The sequence below is a fragment of the Nitrospina sp. P1_D6 genome (genome assembly GCF_052156615.1).
In the GTDB taxonomy this organism is placed as follows: domain Bacteria; phylum Nitrospinota; class Nitrospinia; order Nitrospinales; family Nitrospinaceae; genus Nitrospina.
Genome location: NZ_JBQKUN010000002.1, coordinates 68158 through 84114, shown reverse-complemented (window position 1 = coordinate 84114; position 15957 = coordinate 68158). Strand labels below are relative to the sequence as shown.

Here is a 15957-nt window from a genome sequence, read left to right as displayed (position 1 = left end):
GCAGGGTTTTTTTGTCTTACGAAAGGAAAGCGGATTCCGTGCGTTCCGGAAAAATCAAAATCAAGGTCTCGAAAACAGTGCAGAAGCGTATCCTGAACGGCGACCCGTGGGTGCGGTTCTACCAGATGAAAGACCGCAGGGTGTCGGGTGCCGCAGGTGACCTGGGCGTGGTGTACGATTCCGCCAACAAGTTCCTCGCCATCGGTCTGTTCGATCCTTATTCCGACATACGCCTGCGTATCCTGCAAACCCGCAAACCGGTGATCATCGACCGTGATTTTTTCATGGAGCGATTGCGTGCGGCGGCGGCGTTGCGTGAGGGACTGGAAGCGGAAGACACGACAGGATACCGTCTCGTCAACGGGGAAAACGACGCCCTGCCGGGGCTGGTGGTGGACCGCTACGCGGGAACGCAGATTGTGAAGGTGTACACCTCTGCATGGTTGCCGCATCTGCCGATCCTCGTGGCGTTGTTGACGGAAGAGTTTGGTGCGGAGCGACTGATTCTGCGATTGAGCCGCCACGTGCAGAAAGTCGATGCGGGAGGGTACCACGACGGCCAGGTGCTGGCGGGTGTCCCGGTTGAGGGCCCGGTTGAGTTTCTGGAAAATGGATTGCGTTTTACAGCCGACGTGGTGGCGGGACAAAAGACAGGATTCTTTCTCGATCAGCGCGACAACCGGCAGGAGGTGCGTCGCCGTGCTTCGGGAAAAACAGTGCTCAATGTGTTCAGCTACACGGGCGGGTTTTCCGTTTACGCGCTGGCGGGAGAATGCGAATCGGTCACGGAACTCGAAATCAGCCGGCCCGCGCTCGATGCCGCTCGTGCCAATACGGTTTTGAATTTCGGTGAAGAGGTGGCGAGTTCGGGGCGGTTTTCACAGATTCAGGGTGATGCCTTTGAAGCACTGGAGCGCCTGAATGCGGAAGGCACAACATTCGACCTGGTGATTCTGGATCCGCCGGCGTTCGCCAAGAGCAAAAAGGACAAACCGAACGCGATTCGGGCCTACCAGCGGCTGGTCCGGCTCGGGGCACGCGTGACCTCAAAGGGGGGAACGTTATTTTCTGCGTCCTGTTCCGGGCCGGTGGCAGCGGATGAGTTTTACCGGGCGGTCGAGCAGGGACTGAAAGCCGCGAACCGGACCCCCGCAAAAATGCTCAAAACGGGGCATGCTTTGGATCACCCGGTGACCTTCAGGGAAGGGGCGTATCTCAAGGGGGTGTTTCTGGAGTTTTCTGGCTAAGTTAAGGAATATAAGGAGTTACTGGAGTCCGAAGGGCGGGAAAAGAACGCAAAAAGTAATGATGAATCAAAGGAGGGGGAAATTTTGGGCGCTGAAACGATACCAGTTGCAAATGAATGCTTTGAGATTTCCCTGAATACAACCTTCGAACTTGTAAAAGAGAAACAATCCCAAATCAATACCAAGTAAGCGGGAGCAACCTCAGCTCTTTTTCCGTTTCGTAGCTTTTCTCTTGGTCGCTTTCTTTTTGGTTGCCTTCTTCTTGGTCGCTTTTTTCTTAGTAGCCTTTTTCTTGGTAGCCTTTTTCTTCGTGGCTTTTTTCTTTGTTGCTTTCTTCCGTGTTACTTTCTTTTTCGTTTTCGCCTTGGCTTTGGTTTTGGTTTTCGCCTTAGCCTTGGTCTTGGTTTTTGCTTTGGATTTTTTCTTGGTTGCCATCAAGAACTCCTTTCGTTTAAAAATATCTGGTATGTCTCAGCGCCCAAATATTTTAATGTATTTTATTCCATACACTTACTTTGTCAAGAAAATATTGTCAAAAAATGAGGCAGTTGTGGTTTGATGGGTGAAGTGTTTATGGTTTTGTCTGCATGTTCCGCAGTGCGTGTGCTTCATTTGTTTTTTAGCATGCATGTCGGAAGCATGCATAAAATGGCCTTAAAATAGAGTACTGCTTTTTTTGCATCGAATAAAAGTTTTGAGCAATGAACGTTTTGCATACTGAATCAGAACCGGAAAAAAACTGAAAAAATTTATGAGTGTTCGTATCCCCAATCAACCCATTCCCGGTTTGGATGTGTGTTCGCGGCTTGTTCACGGGGTCAGCCCGCGTTGCGCGGTTCATGAAGATGGAACCGTCGAACCGTTGCATCTGGGAAGAGACGAAATGGAAAGCGCGTCGGTGGAGCACCGCCGATGGTTTTTGCAATCACTGGGTATCGAACACGATCGCCTGTTCCTCGCAAAGCAGGTTCACAGCGACCGTGTTGTGGTGATCGACCGCGAATCGATGACTCCGGCGCAGGTGGGCGGCCAGGAAGCGGACGCGCTGGTGACCCACCTGAAGGACACCCCCATCGGTGTGATGACCGCCGACTGCGTTCCCGTTATCCTCTACGACGAAAAGGCGCATGCCGTGGGCGTGGCGCATGCCGGGCGGCGTGGCACCCAGCAGGGAATCCTCACTCGAACACTCGATGCGATGAAAGTGATCTTCGGAAGCCGTCCGGAACAGGTGGTGATGGGACTCGGGCCGGCCATCGGCCCCTGCTGTTACGAGGTGGACGAGGATTGCGTCACTCCGTTCAAAAACCGGGATGGGGGCTGGCAGGCTTTCAGCACACCGGGCAAACCGGGAAAATACATGCTCGATTTGTGGATGGCGAATCGCATGGAAGCCGAGCGGTCGGGCATCCTTCCAGATCGCATCCATCTCCACGGCGATTGCACCGCCTGCCATCCTGACCGCTGGTTCTCCTACCGCAGGGAAGGGCAAACCGGACGCATGATCACCCTCGCCATGCTGAAAGACTGAATTACCCCATTGCCAGGCGGGATTGAGCGCGTGTTCGTGCTACAATATTTTCCATCACGATCCGATTTTGAATCAGAAGGCGGCACCGGTTGAAAGGAAATCGACCGATCGGCGCCGCTATTCATATAAGTTAGAAACCAACGATGCCATCCGAAAAGTATCCCGTGTCCCAGACTCCCGCACCCAAACTGCCGTTTCCCGTCGAATGGATCAAAACCCAGCCGCAGAAGGTTGAGGAATTGCTCAACAAACTGTCGGTAGCGGACCAGGCCCGCTGTGTCCTGCAACTGCACGGCGTGCAACAGCAGGCCCTCATCCTGTTGTCGAAACAGGCGGTCTCCGTGGTGCGCGCTCTGCCGGACGAGGAGCTGTACCAGACGGTGAAGGAGATCGGGCAGGAAGACGCCCTGCCGCTCATCGCCATCTGTTCGCAGAAGCAACTCCAGTTCATGTTTGACATGGAGTGGTGGCAGGCGGATAAATTTTCTCCCCAGCGCGCTGTCGAATGGCTGGGGCTGGTCGCCGACGCCAACGACCAGCAACTCCTGCACTGGCTTTATACCGAGGACTTCGACCAGAAGGTCATGGTCCTTCAGTCCCTCATCAAGGTGTACAAACGTGACGAGATGACGGACCAGTATGAGAATGTGGAGAACCTGCCGCATTACTCGCCGGACGGGGTGTACGACATTTACTTCAAGGACGTCGAGGCGGAGAAACCCCTCACGCGCATCTTCAAAATGCTGTACAGCGAAAACCAGAAGCTGTTGCATTCGCTGATGGAGGGAGTCATCTGGTACGGCGTGACCCCGACGGTGGAGACGTCCTACCGCTGGTACCTGGCGCGCAACGAGGAGCGGGGGGTACTTGCTTTCGAGGAAGCGTTCCAGGTGTACAGCCTGCTCGACGCGCAGACGCTGAAGGAGTCGTTGCCGTCCGCCGACGATTTCCGCACCGAGGACATCCGCCACACCCTCGCGCCGGCGTTTCCGCTGGAAGACCTCGATCCGGGAACGTTCTTCGGCCAGTGCCTGGCCATCGTGAAATCGGCCGAACGGTTCCATGCCATCAGCTGGGAGCTGGCGTGGCTGTTTCATAAAGTGATGGTGGCAGACCGGGGTGACTTTGCCGACATCCACCAGCGTCACGAGGCGATGCGCAAACTGCTGGGCTACATCAACATCGGCCTCGAACTCGGTGCAGGGGGGGACATCCAGAAGGGCGAGACCCTGCTCACCAAAACTTACATGCAGTCGCTGTTCCAGGTGGGGTACGCGGCGCTCATGCGGCTCAAGTGGGAAGGCGAGAAGCTGCTCAAGGAAAACGGACGGCTGGTGGAGTACGTGTTGCCTGCGGGCCTGGTCGACCACTTCGCCGCGATCGTGGACCGCTTCCCGAAAATCGGGGTGCTGGTGCAGGAGGGCGACGAGATCGCCGAAACCAACGTCCAGTGGGCTCACCCGCGCGCGCTGGAAGACCTTGCTCTGATGGAAGATTTCCTGATAAAAACCCGGTTTTACGTGCGGCTGGCCAAGCAGGGATTCAATCTGGATGAAAAACGCATCGAAGAATTGAAGGACCAGTGCACGCATCCCGCGTCCATCGACGATTTCAACATTGTGGTGCTGACCACCACCGCACTCGCGCAGTCCACCCTGTTTGGTCATCTGGCGTGTGATCCTCTGCCGGAGGTAGCCGCGAAAACGTTTTTGCAAACCGTGTTCGTCCACAACATCCATCCTGACGACCCGCACACCGTGGACGAAGACAAGGTGGCGGCCTTCCGGGATACGCTTTTGGGCGCCTCGATGGCGTGGAGCGACGAGGACCGGGCGTCCCTCGAGCAGCTGCTGAAAGATGCGGTCGCCAACCTGGAACACCATTTCGGCAGGCTGAACCTCAAGGAGAAGATCGATTGGAAATTCACCCGCGGCCTGCTTTTGCAGTGAATGCGGTGTGGTTTCAGGAGGTTAGGAGAGCGGTCCCGCCCGGACCGTTTTTTTGATTTTCAAACGTGAAAAAAGAGTGTACCATCACTCTCCACCCTGAAGCCGGAAGGTCTCCCGCAAGGCCCCTCCGGCGGGTACTGAGTCACGAGGTTGTTATGGCAGAAGAAAACAAAGGCAGCAAAATCATCATCGACACACCGCCGCCCAAACCCGAAAGAATCCTCCCCAAACCCGAGTTTGTGGAAGAGGAATCCGGTCAACTGGACCCGCGCAAGGAAGATCCGGGCATGATGGAATCGTATGGCACGTTTCCCGTCTGGATGCTCAAGGGAATCCAGATGCTGACCCCGGACGCGCTGGTGCAGAAAAACCCCTCAAAGAAAAAATACCGAGTCTGACCCAACCCATGCGAGCCATCAAACGGGCGCTGATCAGCGTCTCTGACAAGACGGATGTCGTCGAATTCGCCAAGCAGTTGAGCGAACGCGGTGTGCAGATCCTTTCCACCGGCGGTACGGCGCGGATGCTGGAAGAAAACGGCATCAAGGTCATTCCCATTTCCGATTACACGGGATTCCCGGAAATGATGGGCGGCCGGATCAAAACCCTGCACCCGAAGGTGCACGGGGCCATCCTGGGACGCCGCGACGACCCCGAACACATGCAGGCGATGAAGGACCACGGCATCGAACCCATCGACCTCGTCGTCATCAACCTGTACCCGTTTGAGGCAACCATCGCACGCGACGACTGCACGCTTGCCGACGCGATCGAGAATATCGACATTGGCGGGCCGACGATGGTGCGCTCCTCCGCGAAAAATTACAAGGACGTCGCCATTGTGGTCAATCCGGACGACTACAAGGTGGTCATCGCGGAGATGGACGCAAATAATGGAGAAGTGACGGAGGTCACGCGCCAGCGGCTGAGCCGCGACGCGTTTGCGCTGACCGCGCGATACGACGCGGCCATAAACCGTTACCTGTCCCTGCAGATCGAGGGCCCGGACAGCTTTCCGCCCACCTACCAGCAGACCTTTCTCAAGGTTCAGGACCTGCGTTACGGGGAAAACCCGCATCAGGCGGCGGCGCTCTACCGCGAGTACCAGACGCTGGAGACGGATGTCGTGCAGGCGCGGCAGCTGCAGGGCAAGGAGTTGTCGTTCAACAACTTCATCGACATGAACGCGGCGTGGGAATGCGCCATCGAGTTTGAAGACCCGGCGGCAGTGGTCATCAAACACACCAACCCGTGCGGCGTCGCCATCGGAAAGGACCAGCTGGATGTGTTCATCCGGGCGCGGGAGACGGACCCCGTCTCCGCATTCGGCGGGGTGTTGGGATTCAACCAGGTGGTCACGGCACAGACGGCGGAAGAGATCCTGAAAAACTTCGTGGAGGTGGTCATCGCTCCGGGTTACGAACCGGAAGCCCTGTCCCTGTTCGCCGCGAAAAAGAATGTGCGTGTGATGGAGATGCCGACCGCGCAAACCAACCCGGATAAAAAACGCCTCGACCTGAAACGTATCGGCGGCGGTCTGCTGGTGCAGAATGCGGACGACGTCACGCTCAACCGCACCACGCTCAAAACGGTGACCAAACTGCAACCGGACGATGCCACTCTGCGCACGCTGGAGTTCGCGTGGATCGTTGCCAAGCACGTCAAATCCAACGCCATCATTTACGCACGCGATACCGAGACCGTCGGTGTCGGTGCGGGTCAGATGAGCCGCGTGGACTCCGCTCGCCTCGCCATCGACAAGGCCAACAAGCCGGTGGATGGATGCGTGATGGCCTCCGACGCCTTCTTCCCGTTCCGCGATTCCATCGACGCCGCGGCGAAAAGCGGCATCCGGGCCATCATCCAGCCCGGTGGCTCCATCCGCGACAAGGAAGTGATCGAAGCGGCGGACGAGCACGGCATCGCCATGGTGTTCACCGGCATCCGCCACTTCCGGCACTGATCCCGGCCCCTTTCTCCCTCTCCTCCCGGTCCCGTGTTCCCCACGGCACTCAACTTTACGGGAATTCTTCCGTAAAGAGTTGAAAGGTTTCTCCAAAACAATATCTCCAGAAATTCTTCCCACGCACTTGAGGGGCCTGTTTATTCTAGAAACAAGAAACGGGTCTTTACGGAGGGCCGTCATGGACTGGACCCAAATCACATCCAGATTCAAATTCAAACTGCCGAGAATCCGGTTTTCGGTGCTCCTGCTCGAAAAACTCATCATCGCTGGTTTTTACGCGTCGCTGATGTTCATCGTTTTTGGAGTGATGGCCTATTATTACTTCCAGCCTTACTTTCAGAGCCTGAAAAATAAAGACGCCTTCCGTTACCAGCAGGCGGTGGGAGAAATTAAAGAATTGCACTTCCTGGAGGCGTTTCGGCAGTTTTCCGCGTTGGAAGATATCGAAATGAAAAAGCTGTATCTTGAACGCTATGAACGCTGGCAGAAACAGTTCAAACAGGACCCGAAGTTTCGTCTGGAACAGCGGCGGGAACGCAAGGAAACAATGGAAAAGGCGCGGGAAGCGCGGCTGGAAGATCATGCCAAAGCGGTTTCCAACATCCGCTATACCAACCGCCTGTCCAGCATGCTGGCCGAGCGCCTTCGCTGGGGCCAGGCAGGCCCCTGGGAAAAAGGCCTTATCCTGCGCGAAAAGTGCGTTCACTACCTGAAACAGGAACAATCGGAACGCGTTTCAATTCCACAAGGCGAGTACCAGTCCAGCCTGGTGGAGACGTTTCAGGACACGCGGCTGGGTGGAATGACGCCGGAGTTGTTCTGCACCGACCTCATTCCGCTTGAGGACAACCCCCGTGCCATCGGTCGTGCGTTTGAGAAGTTGAAAGAGAAACTGGATTATTTCAAGTATCTTCAGCTACTTGGGGAGATCGGGATGAAGGAAAGCGAAGTGTTTACCTTCACCGAAAAGCTGGAGGGAATGACCGAAGACCTGGCCGGCACCTGATTTCTTCCTATTTCATTAACGTCCGCCGGAAGATTTTGCGGATTGTCTGGAACCCGCCCCGTTCTGTGGCCCGGATCCCTCTTTTTCCAGGATGGCCGTCATCAGTTGCTTGATCTCGTTGTTGTTCTTGATTTCAGGAAGCTCACCTTTGCCGGTTTCCGTGTAAACGATCAACTGGCGCAACGGACGGATGACCAGGTTATAAGTGTATCCTGCCGCTATCAGCGAAAACAACCCGCCAACCACCGCGATCCAGATCGACTCGTTGCCGAGGCGGTCCGCGGTGCGCATGAGGGATTGCTTGAGCAGGCCGAACTGTTCCCCGCTCAGGGTGACCGGGTCGATGCCCGTCAGCAGGCGCTCCACCTGGGCCATTTGGATGTTCAGGTAAAACGCCATGTAGCCGAGTATGGCGATCACCACCATGTAACCCGCCATGATGAGGTTGATGATGCTTTTTCGTTCGCCGGGAAGTTCGTCCCGGAATATTCCAAGTTTCATGGGTATTGAATCCTTATGGTATGAAGCGGTGTTTCACCGCAGGGTTCCGTGCAGGAACAGGCGGTCCCGGACCGAAGAGGGGACGGGAATCGGGCAACGGGATTATTAAACCCTAACCTCAAAGGCGGGGAGAGGTCAAATATTTTACCGGGAAGGGTTGCGAAGCCGTGTTGTTTATTCCTGCGTTTCCAGTGCGCGCCGGACCCGTCCCCAGTCGAAGGCGGATCCGGGGTCGTATTTGCATTTGACGCCGGGGGTGGTGCCCGCCTGAACGTGAAAATGGCCGAGAATTCCGCGAAAGGTGGCGAAATTGCGCAGGCGGGAGAGCGGTGTTCTGCCTGTATTTTTGTCGAAGGGTACCTTCAAGCCAATACCCGGTAACAGCGCGTGGACGCCGAAACACAACCGAATGAGCGCCTGGTACTGCTGTTCCGTGAAATCCCACATGCGAACCATCTTGCCGTTGACCCTGCGGCTGAAATAACCCCTTTGGCCATACGTTCGCGCCGGCCTGGCCACAAAACCGGGGGTGCGAAGCGTCTTCCGGTAAGCCTGCGGCAATTGCAACCGCCAGCAATTCCCCTGTTTCACGTATAAATCCTTCTCAGCGCGGTAGAGGTCGGACTCCTCCGCCCGTGCCTGCCACGAGAGGTTCGCCATTTCCACATGGATGGCGCGTTCGTTGCCTTTGCGGTCATCGGCGGGTGCGGTGTTGGTTTTCCAGTACAGGTCGCAGGTCTGGTAGAGAGTGCCGTCGAGGTCCAGGTAAAAATGACTTCCCATGAACGCGCTTTTCTGGAGCACTTCATGGCAGTGGCGGGAGGTGTAACACACGTCGTAATGCAGGACCAACTGGTGAACCGTTTGCGTGAGTTCCTCGTAAGCACGTTCAGGATCGGCGATCCGGTAGGCGTCGAAAGGCCGGGTCGGTGCGTCATTCAGTTCCGGCGGATGCTGATGACACGCAGCGCGTCCGCGCGGATGCGGACAGCGAAACCCGCCCGCCTGGTTCCACAACACGACCGGCGAGCCGATATCCATGGTTCGGCCGCAGGCGACGATGGCTTCGTGGGGGGTGGTGTCGTTCATGATGTGCGATGCCGGGGGACCGGGCGGCGCCGTGTTATTGTTTGCGATCTTCCGCGGGACGCCCCCAATGCAGTTTCTGGCGCAGGATCTGGTAATAGTTTTTTCCGGGCGCCTGGATGAGGTGAACCGGCTTGGGGCCGCGTTGCACTTCCAGGGTTTCCTCGCTGGTCATTTCGTAACCGTGTTGACCGTCGAGCGTGATCTGCACTTTCTCCTGCGTGGTCAGATTTACCTGGATCACCGCCCGGTCGGGAATGACGATGGGCCGGTTGGTCAGCGTGAACGGGCAGATGGGGCAGAGCAGCAGGGCGTTCATGCTGGGGTGAATGATGGGGCCGCCTGCAGAAAGCGAATACGCCGTGGAACCCGTCGGCGTGGCGATGATCAGGCCGTCCGCGCGGTACGACGTCATGTACTGATCGTTCACGTGCACTTCCAGGTTGACGATGCGGGCGTCGCGTTTGTTGATGACCACGTCGTTGAGCGCGGCGTCACTACGTAGAACCTTGCCGTGCCGTTTGAGGCAGGAGCGCAGCAGCATGCGGTCTTCCACCGCAGACTGCCCTTTCAGCACGTTTTCCAGCGTCGAGTACAGCTCCGGAAGAGCGACTTCGGTGAGGAACCCAAGACTGCCGAGGTTGACGGCGAGGATCGGCACCTCGTGGTTTTCGGTCAGGCGCGCGACGCTCAGCAACGTGCCGTCGCCGCCAAGGACGATGATCAGATCGCTTTTTCCCGGAATATCGTCACTGCCGTCGGAGGAGGGTTCCTGCACGATGGCGGCGGTATCGGGTGGCATTAAAACCTGGTAATTGCGCTGGCGGAGCCAGTCCACCAGTTCCTGGAGGACTTCCTGGCTGATATGGGGTTTCTGTTTGCAGAAAATGCCGATGGATTTGATGGTGTCCACGAAAATTCCTTTCGGGAAGCTGCGTCTCCCGGCGGACGCAGGCGTACTCCTTACGGCATCATATAGAACTTTCCCGTTTCGGCGCAAGTTTTCCTTGCTTCTCAGGAGGCGATGGGAATGGGTGGAAAAAACTCAGAGGTTGCCGAAGTCCTGCGGCTTGATGTTGTCCAGCCACTTCTTCCACTGGTCCTTGTCTTCCGGGGAGGCTTTGCTGGTGTCGGGAAGGTCCAGGCTTTTGGCCGCTTCGATGACTTCTTCGTTTACGAAGATAGGGGATTTGGTCCGAAGCGCCAGGGCGATGGCGTCGCTTGGCCGCGAATCAATGTTCAATGTGCTTCCACCGTGAACCATGGAAATGACGGCGTAGAAAGTATTGTCCTTGAGTTCGCTCACGAGGATGTGGTTGATCTCTGCTTTCATGTTGCCGATGAGGTTTTTCATCAGGTCGTGGGTCATGGGACGGGGCGTGGAGATTTTTTCAATCTCAAGGGCGATGGCGTTCGCTTCGAAAAACCCGACCCAGATCGGCAGGGCGCGGTTGCCTTCCAGATCCTTGAGAATGATGATGGGCATATTCGTCAGGGGATCCAGCGTGAGCCCATCTACTTTCATTTCAACCATTGAGAACAGCCTCGTCAATCAATTGGTAAGGAGAAAACCGTTTGGCGCAGTCGTTTTGGAGATCACATTTAAATACTAAATCAATCCCCACCCTTTTTCAATCATCGTTTTATCAAGGCAGGAGCCTCCAAAACGGCCCTTCTGGAGGAGAGTGGGGAGTCAGGCTTTGGAGGTGTTTTCCTTTATGAAATCCCGCAGCTTGGCCTGGACCACTTCCGGGATTTCAATCTTTCCCATGGTCTCCCGGCACAGGTCACTGGTGGATTTGTACGTGTTCAGGAAAGAGATGCAGGGAGGGCAGTCCTGAAAGTGTTCTTCCAGTGCGCTTGCAGTCTCTTCACTCAGCGCCCCTTCCAGGTAGTCGTACAGCAAATCGATGCATTCCTTACAGCAGATCATTTCTTCTTTTCCCCCTGCGCTTGGTATTCTTCAAAATAGTGAGACAATTTCTTACGCAAAAAGAGCCGCGCCCGATGCAGTCGCGATTTGACCGCTGCAATGGTCAGGTCCAGAATCTCGCTCACCTTTTCGGTGGAGAGTCCTTCCACATCCCGCAGAATGAACACCACCTTCTCTTTTTCCGGCAATTGATCGACAGCCTTGCCGATGATCTCCCGCGTTTCGTTGGAGAACAGCAGGGATTCGGTCGAATCCGACCAGTCCATCAATTTTTCGGTCTGAAACCCCGTTCCATTGAAAGCGGGCAGGATGTCATCCAGAGGAACATACTGCTCTTTTTTCTTGTTGCGGAGCTTCATGTATGTCGCGTTCAGGGTGATCCGGTAAACCCAGCTGGAAAATGCGGACTTGCCCTGAAACGTATCGATCTTTTTGTATATGCTGAGAAGCACTTCCTGCGTGATGTCCTGGGCATCCATCTGGTTGCGCGTCATGTTGAATGCGAGGGCGTAGATTTTTCGCTGATACGACTCAACGATTTTTTCAAACGCCTCGTGACTGCCCGCCTTCAGGTCCCGGACCAGCAGATCGTCCTGCTCTTTTTCTTCCTGCGTCGGCATGCGTTGACACCCTGGGATGTGCGCGTTGGGGGATTCCTTACGGATTCAGCAGCAGCTCGTGATCCATCCCAAAGGGGTCTCACCCTTTGAAATTTAAGATGCCGGGGAAACGGAAAACGGTTCATTAATTCCCGTCCCGGAGTCCACTGCAACCCGGATTTTCAAGTCATATCCGGGTACCGGAATCGATCGATCCACGCCGATGGTGCGAAAACCAGCGTGGAATTTCCGATTCTATCACCCTTGCCCGGGAATGGGAACCACGCGGGGCCGGTTTTACGGCAATTGCCGGGGTCAACGGGGGAGGGGTGCCGGTTGGGAACGGTTTCCGGGAACGGGTTTCAATTCATCTGTAAGGAATGGCTTGTTTTGCGACTAAAAAAAGGTTTAAAAACCAACGGTTAGCGCGGCACTGTGGTAAAATCGCATCTTTTTCAACTTTTTCTTCGACGAGTGGTATGAAACAGGGTCTCAGGTTTTCAGGGTTGTTTGTGTTTGTGCTTTGGATGGGGCTGCCTGCTCCGGTGGGTGCTGAGGGTTCCTACTTTTCAACGGACTTTTCCTCGACCAGCGTGGAATCGGAAACCCCTTTTGCCCAGAGTTCGCCCGTCAAATACTTTTCCAAGGTGGTACTGGGTCAGTCCCCGGACCCGGTCATCCCGGGGTTCATGGCACAGTTTCACCAGGGGCAGACCCTGTGGGGATTTGAAATCGGGTACGGCTTCACTTTCGACCTGCCCCCCCCACCTCCTTCTTTGGGTGATCGCACGGATATCGAGTTCGTTTATTTTTTCCCAAAATGGAAATACAACCTGACCGGAGTGGTGGGGGAAGGGGCTTACCAGGGTGCCCTGTACTGGGTCGTCGAAGGTGGCGTGGTGGCGAACGTCACCGATCCCGAAATCAACAGCGTGAAAACCGACGACGCCCCCAATTTCGTCGTGGCGCTGGTGCCGATTCAGGTGGAATACAAATTCCTCAATCCTCACCGCCGCTGGGTTCCCTTCGTCTTTGGCGGGGCGGGGGTCTCCGTCGGCGACTTCCAGCACGGGGCCAATGAGATCAGCACGCCTTTCGAATTTGTGCTGAATACGGGTGGCGGTATCGAATACTTTTTCGAAAACGGCAGGGCAGTGAGTTTCAACTACCATTTCTGGCACCTGTCCAACTCCGACATCAAGGAACCGAACGTCGGCCTGAACGCCCACGTCTTCACCATCGGGTTCACGTTCTAGAGCGGGTTCCGGCCCGGCAAACCTTTTTCTTCCGGCCGGGATCGCTTATAATCTTGCCTTCTCACCCGTGCAGGGTGGGGCGCCGCGCGCGCCCGGTTCCCTCAACCCCTGGTGACCATGAGCGACCGCCATCCCGGCCACAACCCGATCCCTTCCAAAACCAGCCCGATCGATCGTGCCTTCAATGCACTGGAGGTGCTGGCCTATCGCCATTCGCTTTGGGTGCTTGCGGCATCGCTGCTCCTCGCATGCCTCAGTTTCTGGTACACGGCGCACCACCTCACCTTCAACACCAGCCGGCAGGACCTGATCTCCCCGTCGCAGAAATTCCACCAGCTCTTCCAGGATTACCGCAAAGCGTTTGAAGATTTCGACGGCATGATCGTGGTGGTCGAGGGCAACCGGCCTGAACCGATGCGCCGCTTCGCCGAAGCTCTGGTGTCCCGCCTGCAAACCCGGCAGGAACTGTTCTCGGAAATTTATTACAGGATCGACACCGGTTATTTTCGCGACAAGGCCCTGCTTTACCTGGAACCGGACGAAATCCGCGAACTGGGCGGCAAGCTGGAGTCGCACCATGATTTCCTTTCCAGTGTCAACCGGTCGCCGGGGCTCAACACCCTGCTCGAAAGCATCAACCGCGAAATCAGCGCCGGCATGGTGGGGTCGCTCATGACGGATTTCCTTGGCACCGGCGGCGGAGAGGAAAAAGACGACACCGCCGATCTCAATATGCTCATTGCGCTGGTCAAGCAGATGAGGGCGCATCTCAAAGACCCGAATGCGGAATACCGCTCTCCGTGGAGTTCGTTTTTGCAGGACGACGAGAATCCGCTGGAGAAGGACGGGTACCTCGTCAGTGACGACGGCGGGCTGCTGTTTGTGCTCCTCAACCCGGTGGAAACGGAAGGCGACTTTGCCGGATCGAAAAATTCCATCGAGCTCATCCGCAGCATGATCCGGGAGGTGAAACCGGATTTCCCGGAGGTGCAGGTGGGGTTGACGGGAGGTGAGGTGATCGCATCGGACGAAATGCACACCACCATGACCGATGCGCAGGAGGCATCGGAAATCGCCCTGGCAGGGGTCGCCATCCTGTTCATCCTCTGTTACCGCGAAGTGCGGAAACCCATCCTCGCCGTGTTCAGCCTCGTTCTGGGGCTGGCGTGGTCGATGGGCTACACCACCCTTTCGGTCGGCCACCTCAACATCATGTCGGTGGTGTTCACCACCATCCTCATCGGGCTCGGCATCGACTTCGGCATCCACATCCTCGGACGCTACCGCGAAGAGCGGCGGAATGGACTCGATTCGTTTTCCGCCATGCGCGAGACCTTGCAGAAGACGGGACGAGGGAATCTTGCAGGCGCCATCACCACGGCAATCGCCTTTGGCGCCATGGCGTTCACCGATTTCATCGGCATCGCGGAGCTGGGCGTCATCGCCGCCGGGGGTATCCTGCTCTGTTTCCTGGCCATGGTGCTCACGTTTCCGGCGTGCATCTCACTGGAGGAACGCTGGCTGAAACCGAAATACGTCAAGCGCCGTTACGTGGACCTGCGCGAAAATCTCATGGAACGTTTTTACGCGCACTATTACCTGATCATCTTCGGGTCGCTTGCGGTCCTGCTGGTTTCGGCGTGGGCGTCTCAGTCCCTGCGTTTCGATTACAACCTGCTCAACATGCAGGCGGAAGGCATCGAGGCCGTGCGCTATGAAATGAAAATCCTCGATAACGCCCAGCGCGCGTCGTGGAATGCGGCGTTCATCTCCAAAACCCGCGAGGAAGCCCAGGCGAAATACGAGCGGCTGAAAACCATGACCAGCGTCGGCAAGGTCGAGGGTCTGTTTGAAGCGGTACCGGAGAGCCAGCAGGAAAAAATGGAACTCATCGCCGACTACGCAACCGAGATCGATGGATACCGTGTGGCGGTTTCCGACGAGTCGTTTTCGCTCGATGCACTTGTGGCAACGATGAAAAAGATCCGGTTCAAACTGCGCAAGAAGGAAAAGAAAGGGCCGACGGACGAGGTGGCGGAGGCGTCGGAATGGGTGGCGCGGTTTCAACAGGACCTCGACAGTACGGACGCAACGACTGCGACCGAACGCCTTTCCGCGTTTTCGGAAACACTGTTCGTGGATTACCGGGAACGCATTGCCGATCTCAAGGCCGCGGCGCATCCGTCGGAGGTGAAGATCGACGACCTGCCGCGCGACCTCAAAAACCGTTTCATCAGTGACGACGGACGCTACCTGACGCTGGTGTATCCCTCGATCAATATCTGGGAGCGGGAGGAGATGGAAACGTTTCTCGCCGAGATGCGGCGGATCGATCCCGACGTCACCGGCAACGCCGTGCACATGTACGAGTCGAGCCGCTTGATGATCGACGGTTATGTGCGCGGCGGCATCTACGCGCTGGGGGCGATTTTCCTCTACCTGCTCCTTTCCCTGCGCAACCTCAATACCACAATGCTGGTTCTGGTGCCGACCCTGGCGGGGGCGGTGCTGACCCTGGGCTTGATGGTGCTCTACAACGTCAACTTCAACATGGCCAACCTCGTCATCCTGCCGCTCATCTTGGGTATCGGCGTGGTGGACGGCGTGCACATCGTGCACCGCTACCGGGAGACGCCGGACCAGGGCGGCAACGTCATCTCCAAAAGCACCGGCATGTCGGTGGTGCTGACATCCCTCACCACCATCATCGGCTTCGGCAGCCTCATGGTGGCGGAGCACCAGGGCGTGTACAGCGTCGGGCAGGTATTGAGCCTCGGCGTCGGCAGTTGCATGATCACGTCGATCACGCTGCTGCCCGCACTCATGAAGCTCTTCCACGCGCACGGCTGGCGCATTTGAATCGAAGAAAATAGAAAAGGTAAG

The 15957-nt window shown here is 56.5% G+C and carries 15 protein-coding genes; 8 read left to right on the top strand and 7 right to left on the bottom strand.

The features are described 5' to 3' along the window. Window positions 1-38: 38 nt before the first annotated feature. Complete coding sequence (locus ACTRXA_RS04045; protein ID WP_442425928.1) at window positions 39-1247, top strand: class I SAM-dependent rRNA methyltransferase; 1209 nt, start codon at window positions 39-41, stop codon at window positions 1245-1247. A 201-nt stretch (window positions 1248-1448) separates the two neighbouring features. Here ACTRXA_RS04045 and ACTRXA_RS04040 read toward each other — a convergent pair whose 3' ends face one another. Next, a complete protein-coding gene (locus tag ACTRXA_RS04040) occupies window positions 1449-1682 on the bottom strand; it encodes a hypothetical protein (protein ID WP_442425927.1) in 234 nt (77 codons plus the stop codon). Window positions 1683-1998: 316 nt separating this feature from the next. Between ACTRXA_RS04040 and pgeF the strand changes: the two genes are divergently transcribed. From pgeF to ACTRXA_RS04015, 5 genes are all read left to right on the top strand, one after another. Continuing rightward, on the top strand, window positions 1999-2778 hold the full coding sequence (gene pgeF, locus ACTRXA_RS04035) for a peptidoglycan editing factor PgeF (RefSeq protein WP_442425926.1): 780 nt from the start codon (window positions 1999-2001) through the stop codon (window positions 2776-2778). A gap of 143 nt (window positions 2779-2921) precedes the next feature. Beyond that, window positions 2922-4727, top strand: coding sequence for a DUF6178 family protein (locus ACTRXA_RS04030; protein ID WP_442425925.1), 1806 nt, complete (start codon window positions 2922-2924; stop codon window positions 4725-4727). 155 nt (window positions 4728-4882) lie between these two features. Beyond that, on the top strand, window positions 4883-5125 hold the full coding sequence (locus ACTRXA_RS04025; protein WP_442425924.1) for a hypothetical protein: 243 nt from the start codon (window positions 4883-4885) through the stop codon (window positions 5123-5125). An 8-nt stretch (window positions 5126-5133) separates the two neighbouring features. Continuing rightward, window positions 5134-6690, top strand: a complete 1557-nt coding sequence (gene purH, locus ACTRXA_RS04020) for a bifunctional phosphoribosylaminoimidazolecarboxamide formyltransferase/IMP cyclohydrolase (protein WP_442425923.1) — start codon at window positions 5134-5136, stop codon at window positions 6688-6690. Between the two features lie 181 nt (window positions 6691-6871). After that, entirely contained in the window at window positions 6872-7699 is an 828-nt protein-coding gene (locus ACTRXA_RS04015) for a hypothetical protein (protein WP_442425922.1), read from the top strand. 15 nt (window positions 7700-7714) lie between these two features. On the opposite strand, the gene ACTRXA_RS04010 is transcribed toward ACTRXA_RS04015, so the two are convergent. From ACTRXA_RS04010 to ACTRXA_RS03985, 6 genes are all read right to left on the bottom strand, one after another. After that, window positions 7715-8200 (bottom strand): hypothetical protein, encoded by a 486-nt coding sequence (locus ACTRXA_RS04010; protein WP_442425921.1) that lies wholly within the window; start codon window positions 8198-8200, stop codon window positions 7715-7717. 174 nt (window positions 8201-8374) lie between these two features. After that, window positions 8375-9289: a peptidoglycan recognition protein family protein gene (locus ACTRXA_RS04005; RefSeq protein WP_442425920.1), complete on the bottom strand. Its 915-nt coding sequence runs from the start codon at window positions 9287-9289 to the stop codon at window positions 8375-8377. A gap of 34 nt (window positions 9290-9323) precedes the next feature. Next, on the bottom strand, window positions 9324-10199 hold the full coding sequence (locus ACTRXA_RS04000; RefSeq protein ID WP_442425919.1) for an NAD(+)/NADH kinase: 876 nt from the start codon (window positions 10197-10199) through the stop codon (window positions 9324-9326). A 132-nt stretch (window positions 10200-10331) separates the two neighbouring features. Then, on the bottom strand, window positions 10332-10820 hold the full coding sequence (locus ACTRXA_RS03995; protein ID WP_005011229.1) for a bifunctional nuclease family protein: 489 nt from the start codon (window positions 10818-10820) through the stop codon (window positions 10332-10334). 159 nt (window positions 10821-10979) lie between these two features. Further along, window positions 10980-11219: an anti-sigma factor family protein gene (locus ACTRXA_RS03990; protein WP_442425918.1), complete on the bottom strand. Its 240-nt coding sequence runs from the start codon at window positions 11217-11219 to the stop codon at window positions 10980-10982. Next, window positions 11216-11839 carry an RNA polymerase sigma factor gene (locus ACTRXA_RS03985; RefSeq protein WP_442425917.1) on the bottom strand — a complete coding sequence of 208 codons (624 nt, stop codon included), beginning with the start codon at window positions 11837-11839 and terminating at the stop codon, window positions 11216-11218. Before ACTRXA_RS03985 ends, ACTRXA_RS03990 begins: the two co-directional genes overlap by 4 nt. A gap of 458 nt (window positions 11840-12297) precedes the next feature. Between ACTRXA_RS03985 and ACTRXA_RS03980 the strand changes: the two genes are divergently transcribed. Both ACTRXA_RS03980 and ACTRXA_RS03975 read left to right on the top strand, forming a co-directional pair. After that, on the top strand, window positions 12298-13074 hold the full coding sequence (locus ACTRXA_RS03980) for an acyloxyacyl hydrolase (protein WP_442425916.1): 777 nt from the start codon (window positions 12298-12300) through the stop codon (window positions 13072-13074). Between the two features lie 117 nt (window positions 13075-13191). Continuing rightward, on the top strand, window positions 13192-15933 hold the full coding sequence (locus tag ACTRXA_RS03975; protein ID WP_442425915.1) for an MMPL family transporter: 2742 nt from the start codon (window positions 13192-13194) through the stop codon (window positions 15931-15933). Window positions 15934-15957: the final 24 nt, after the last annotated feature.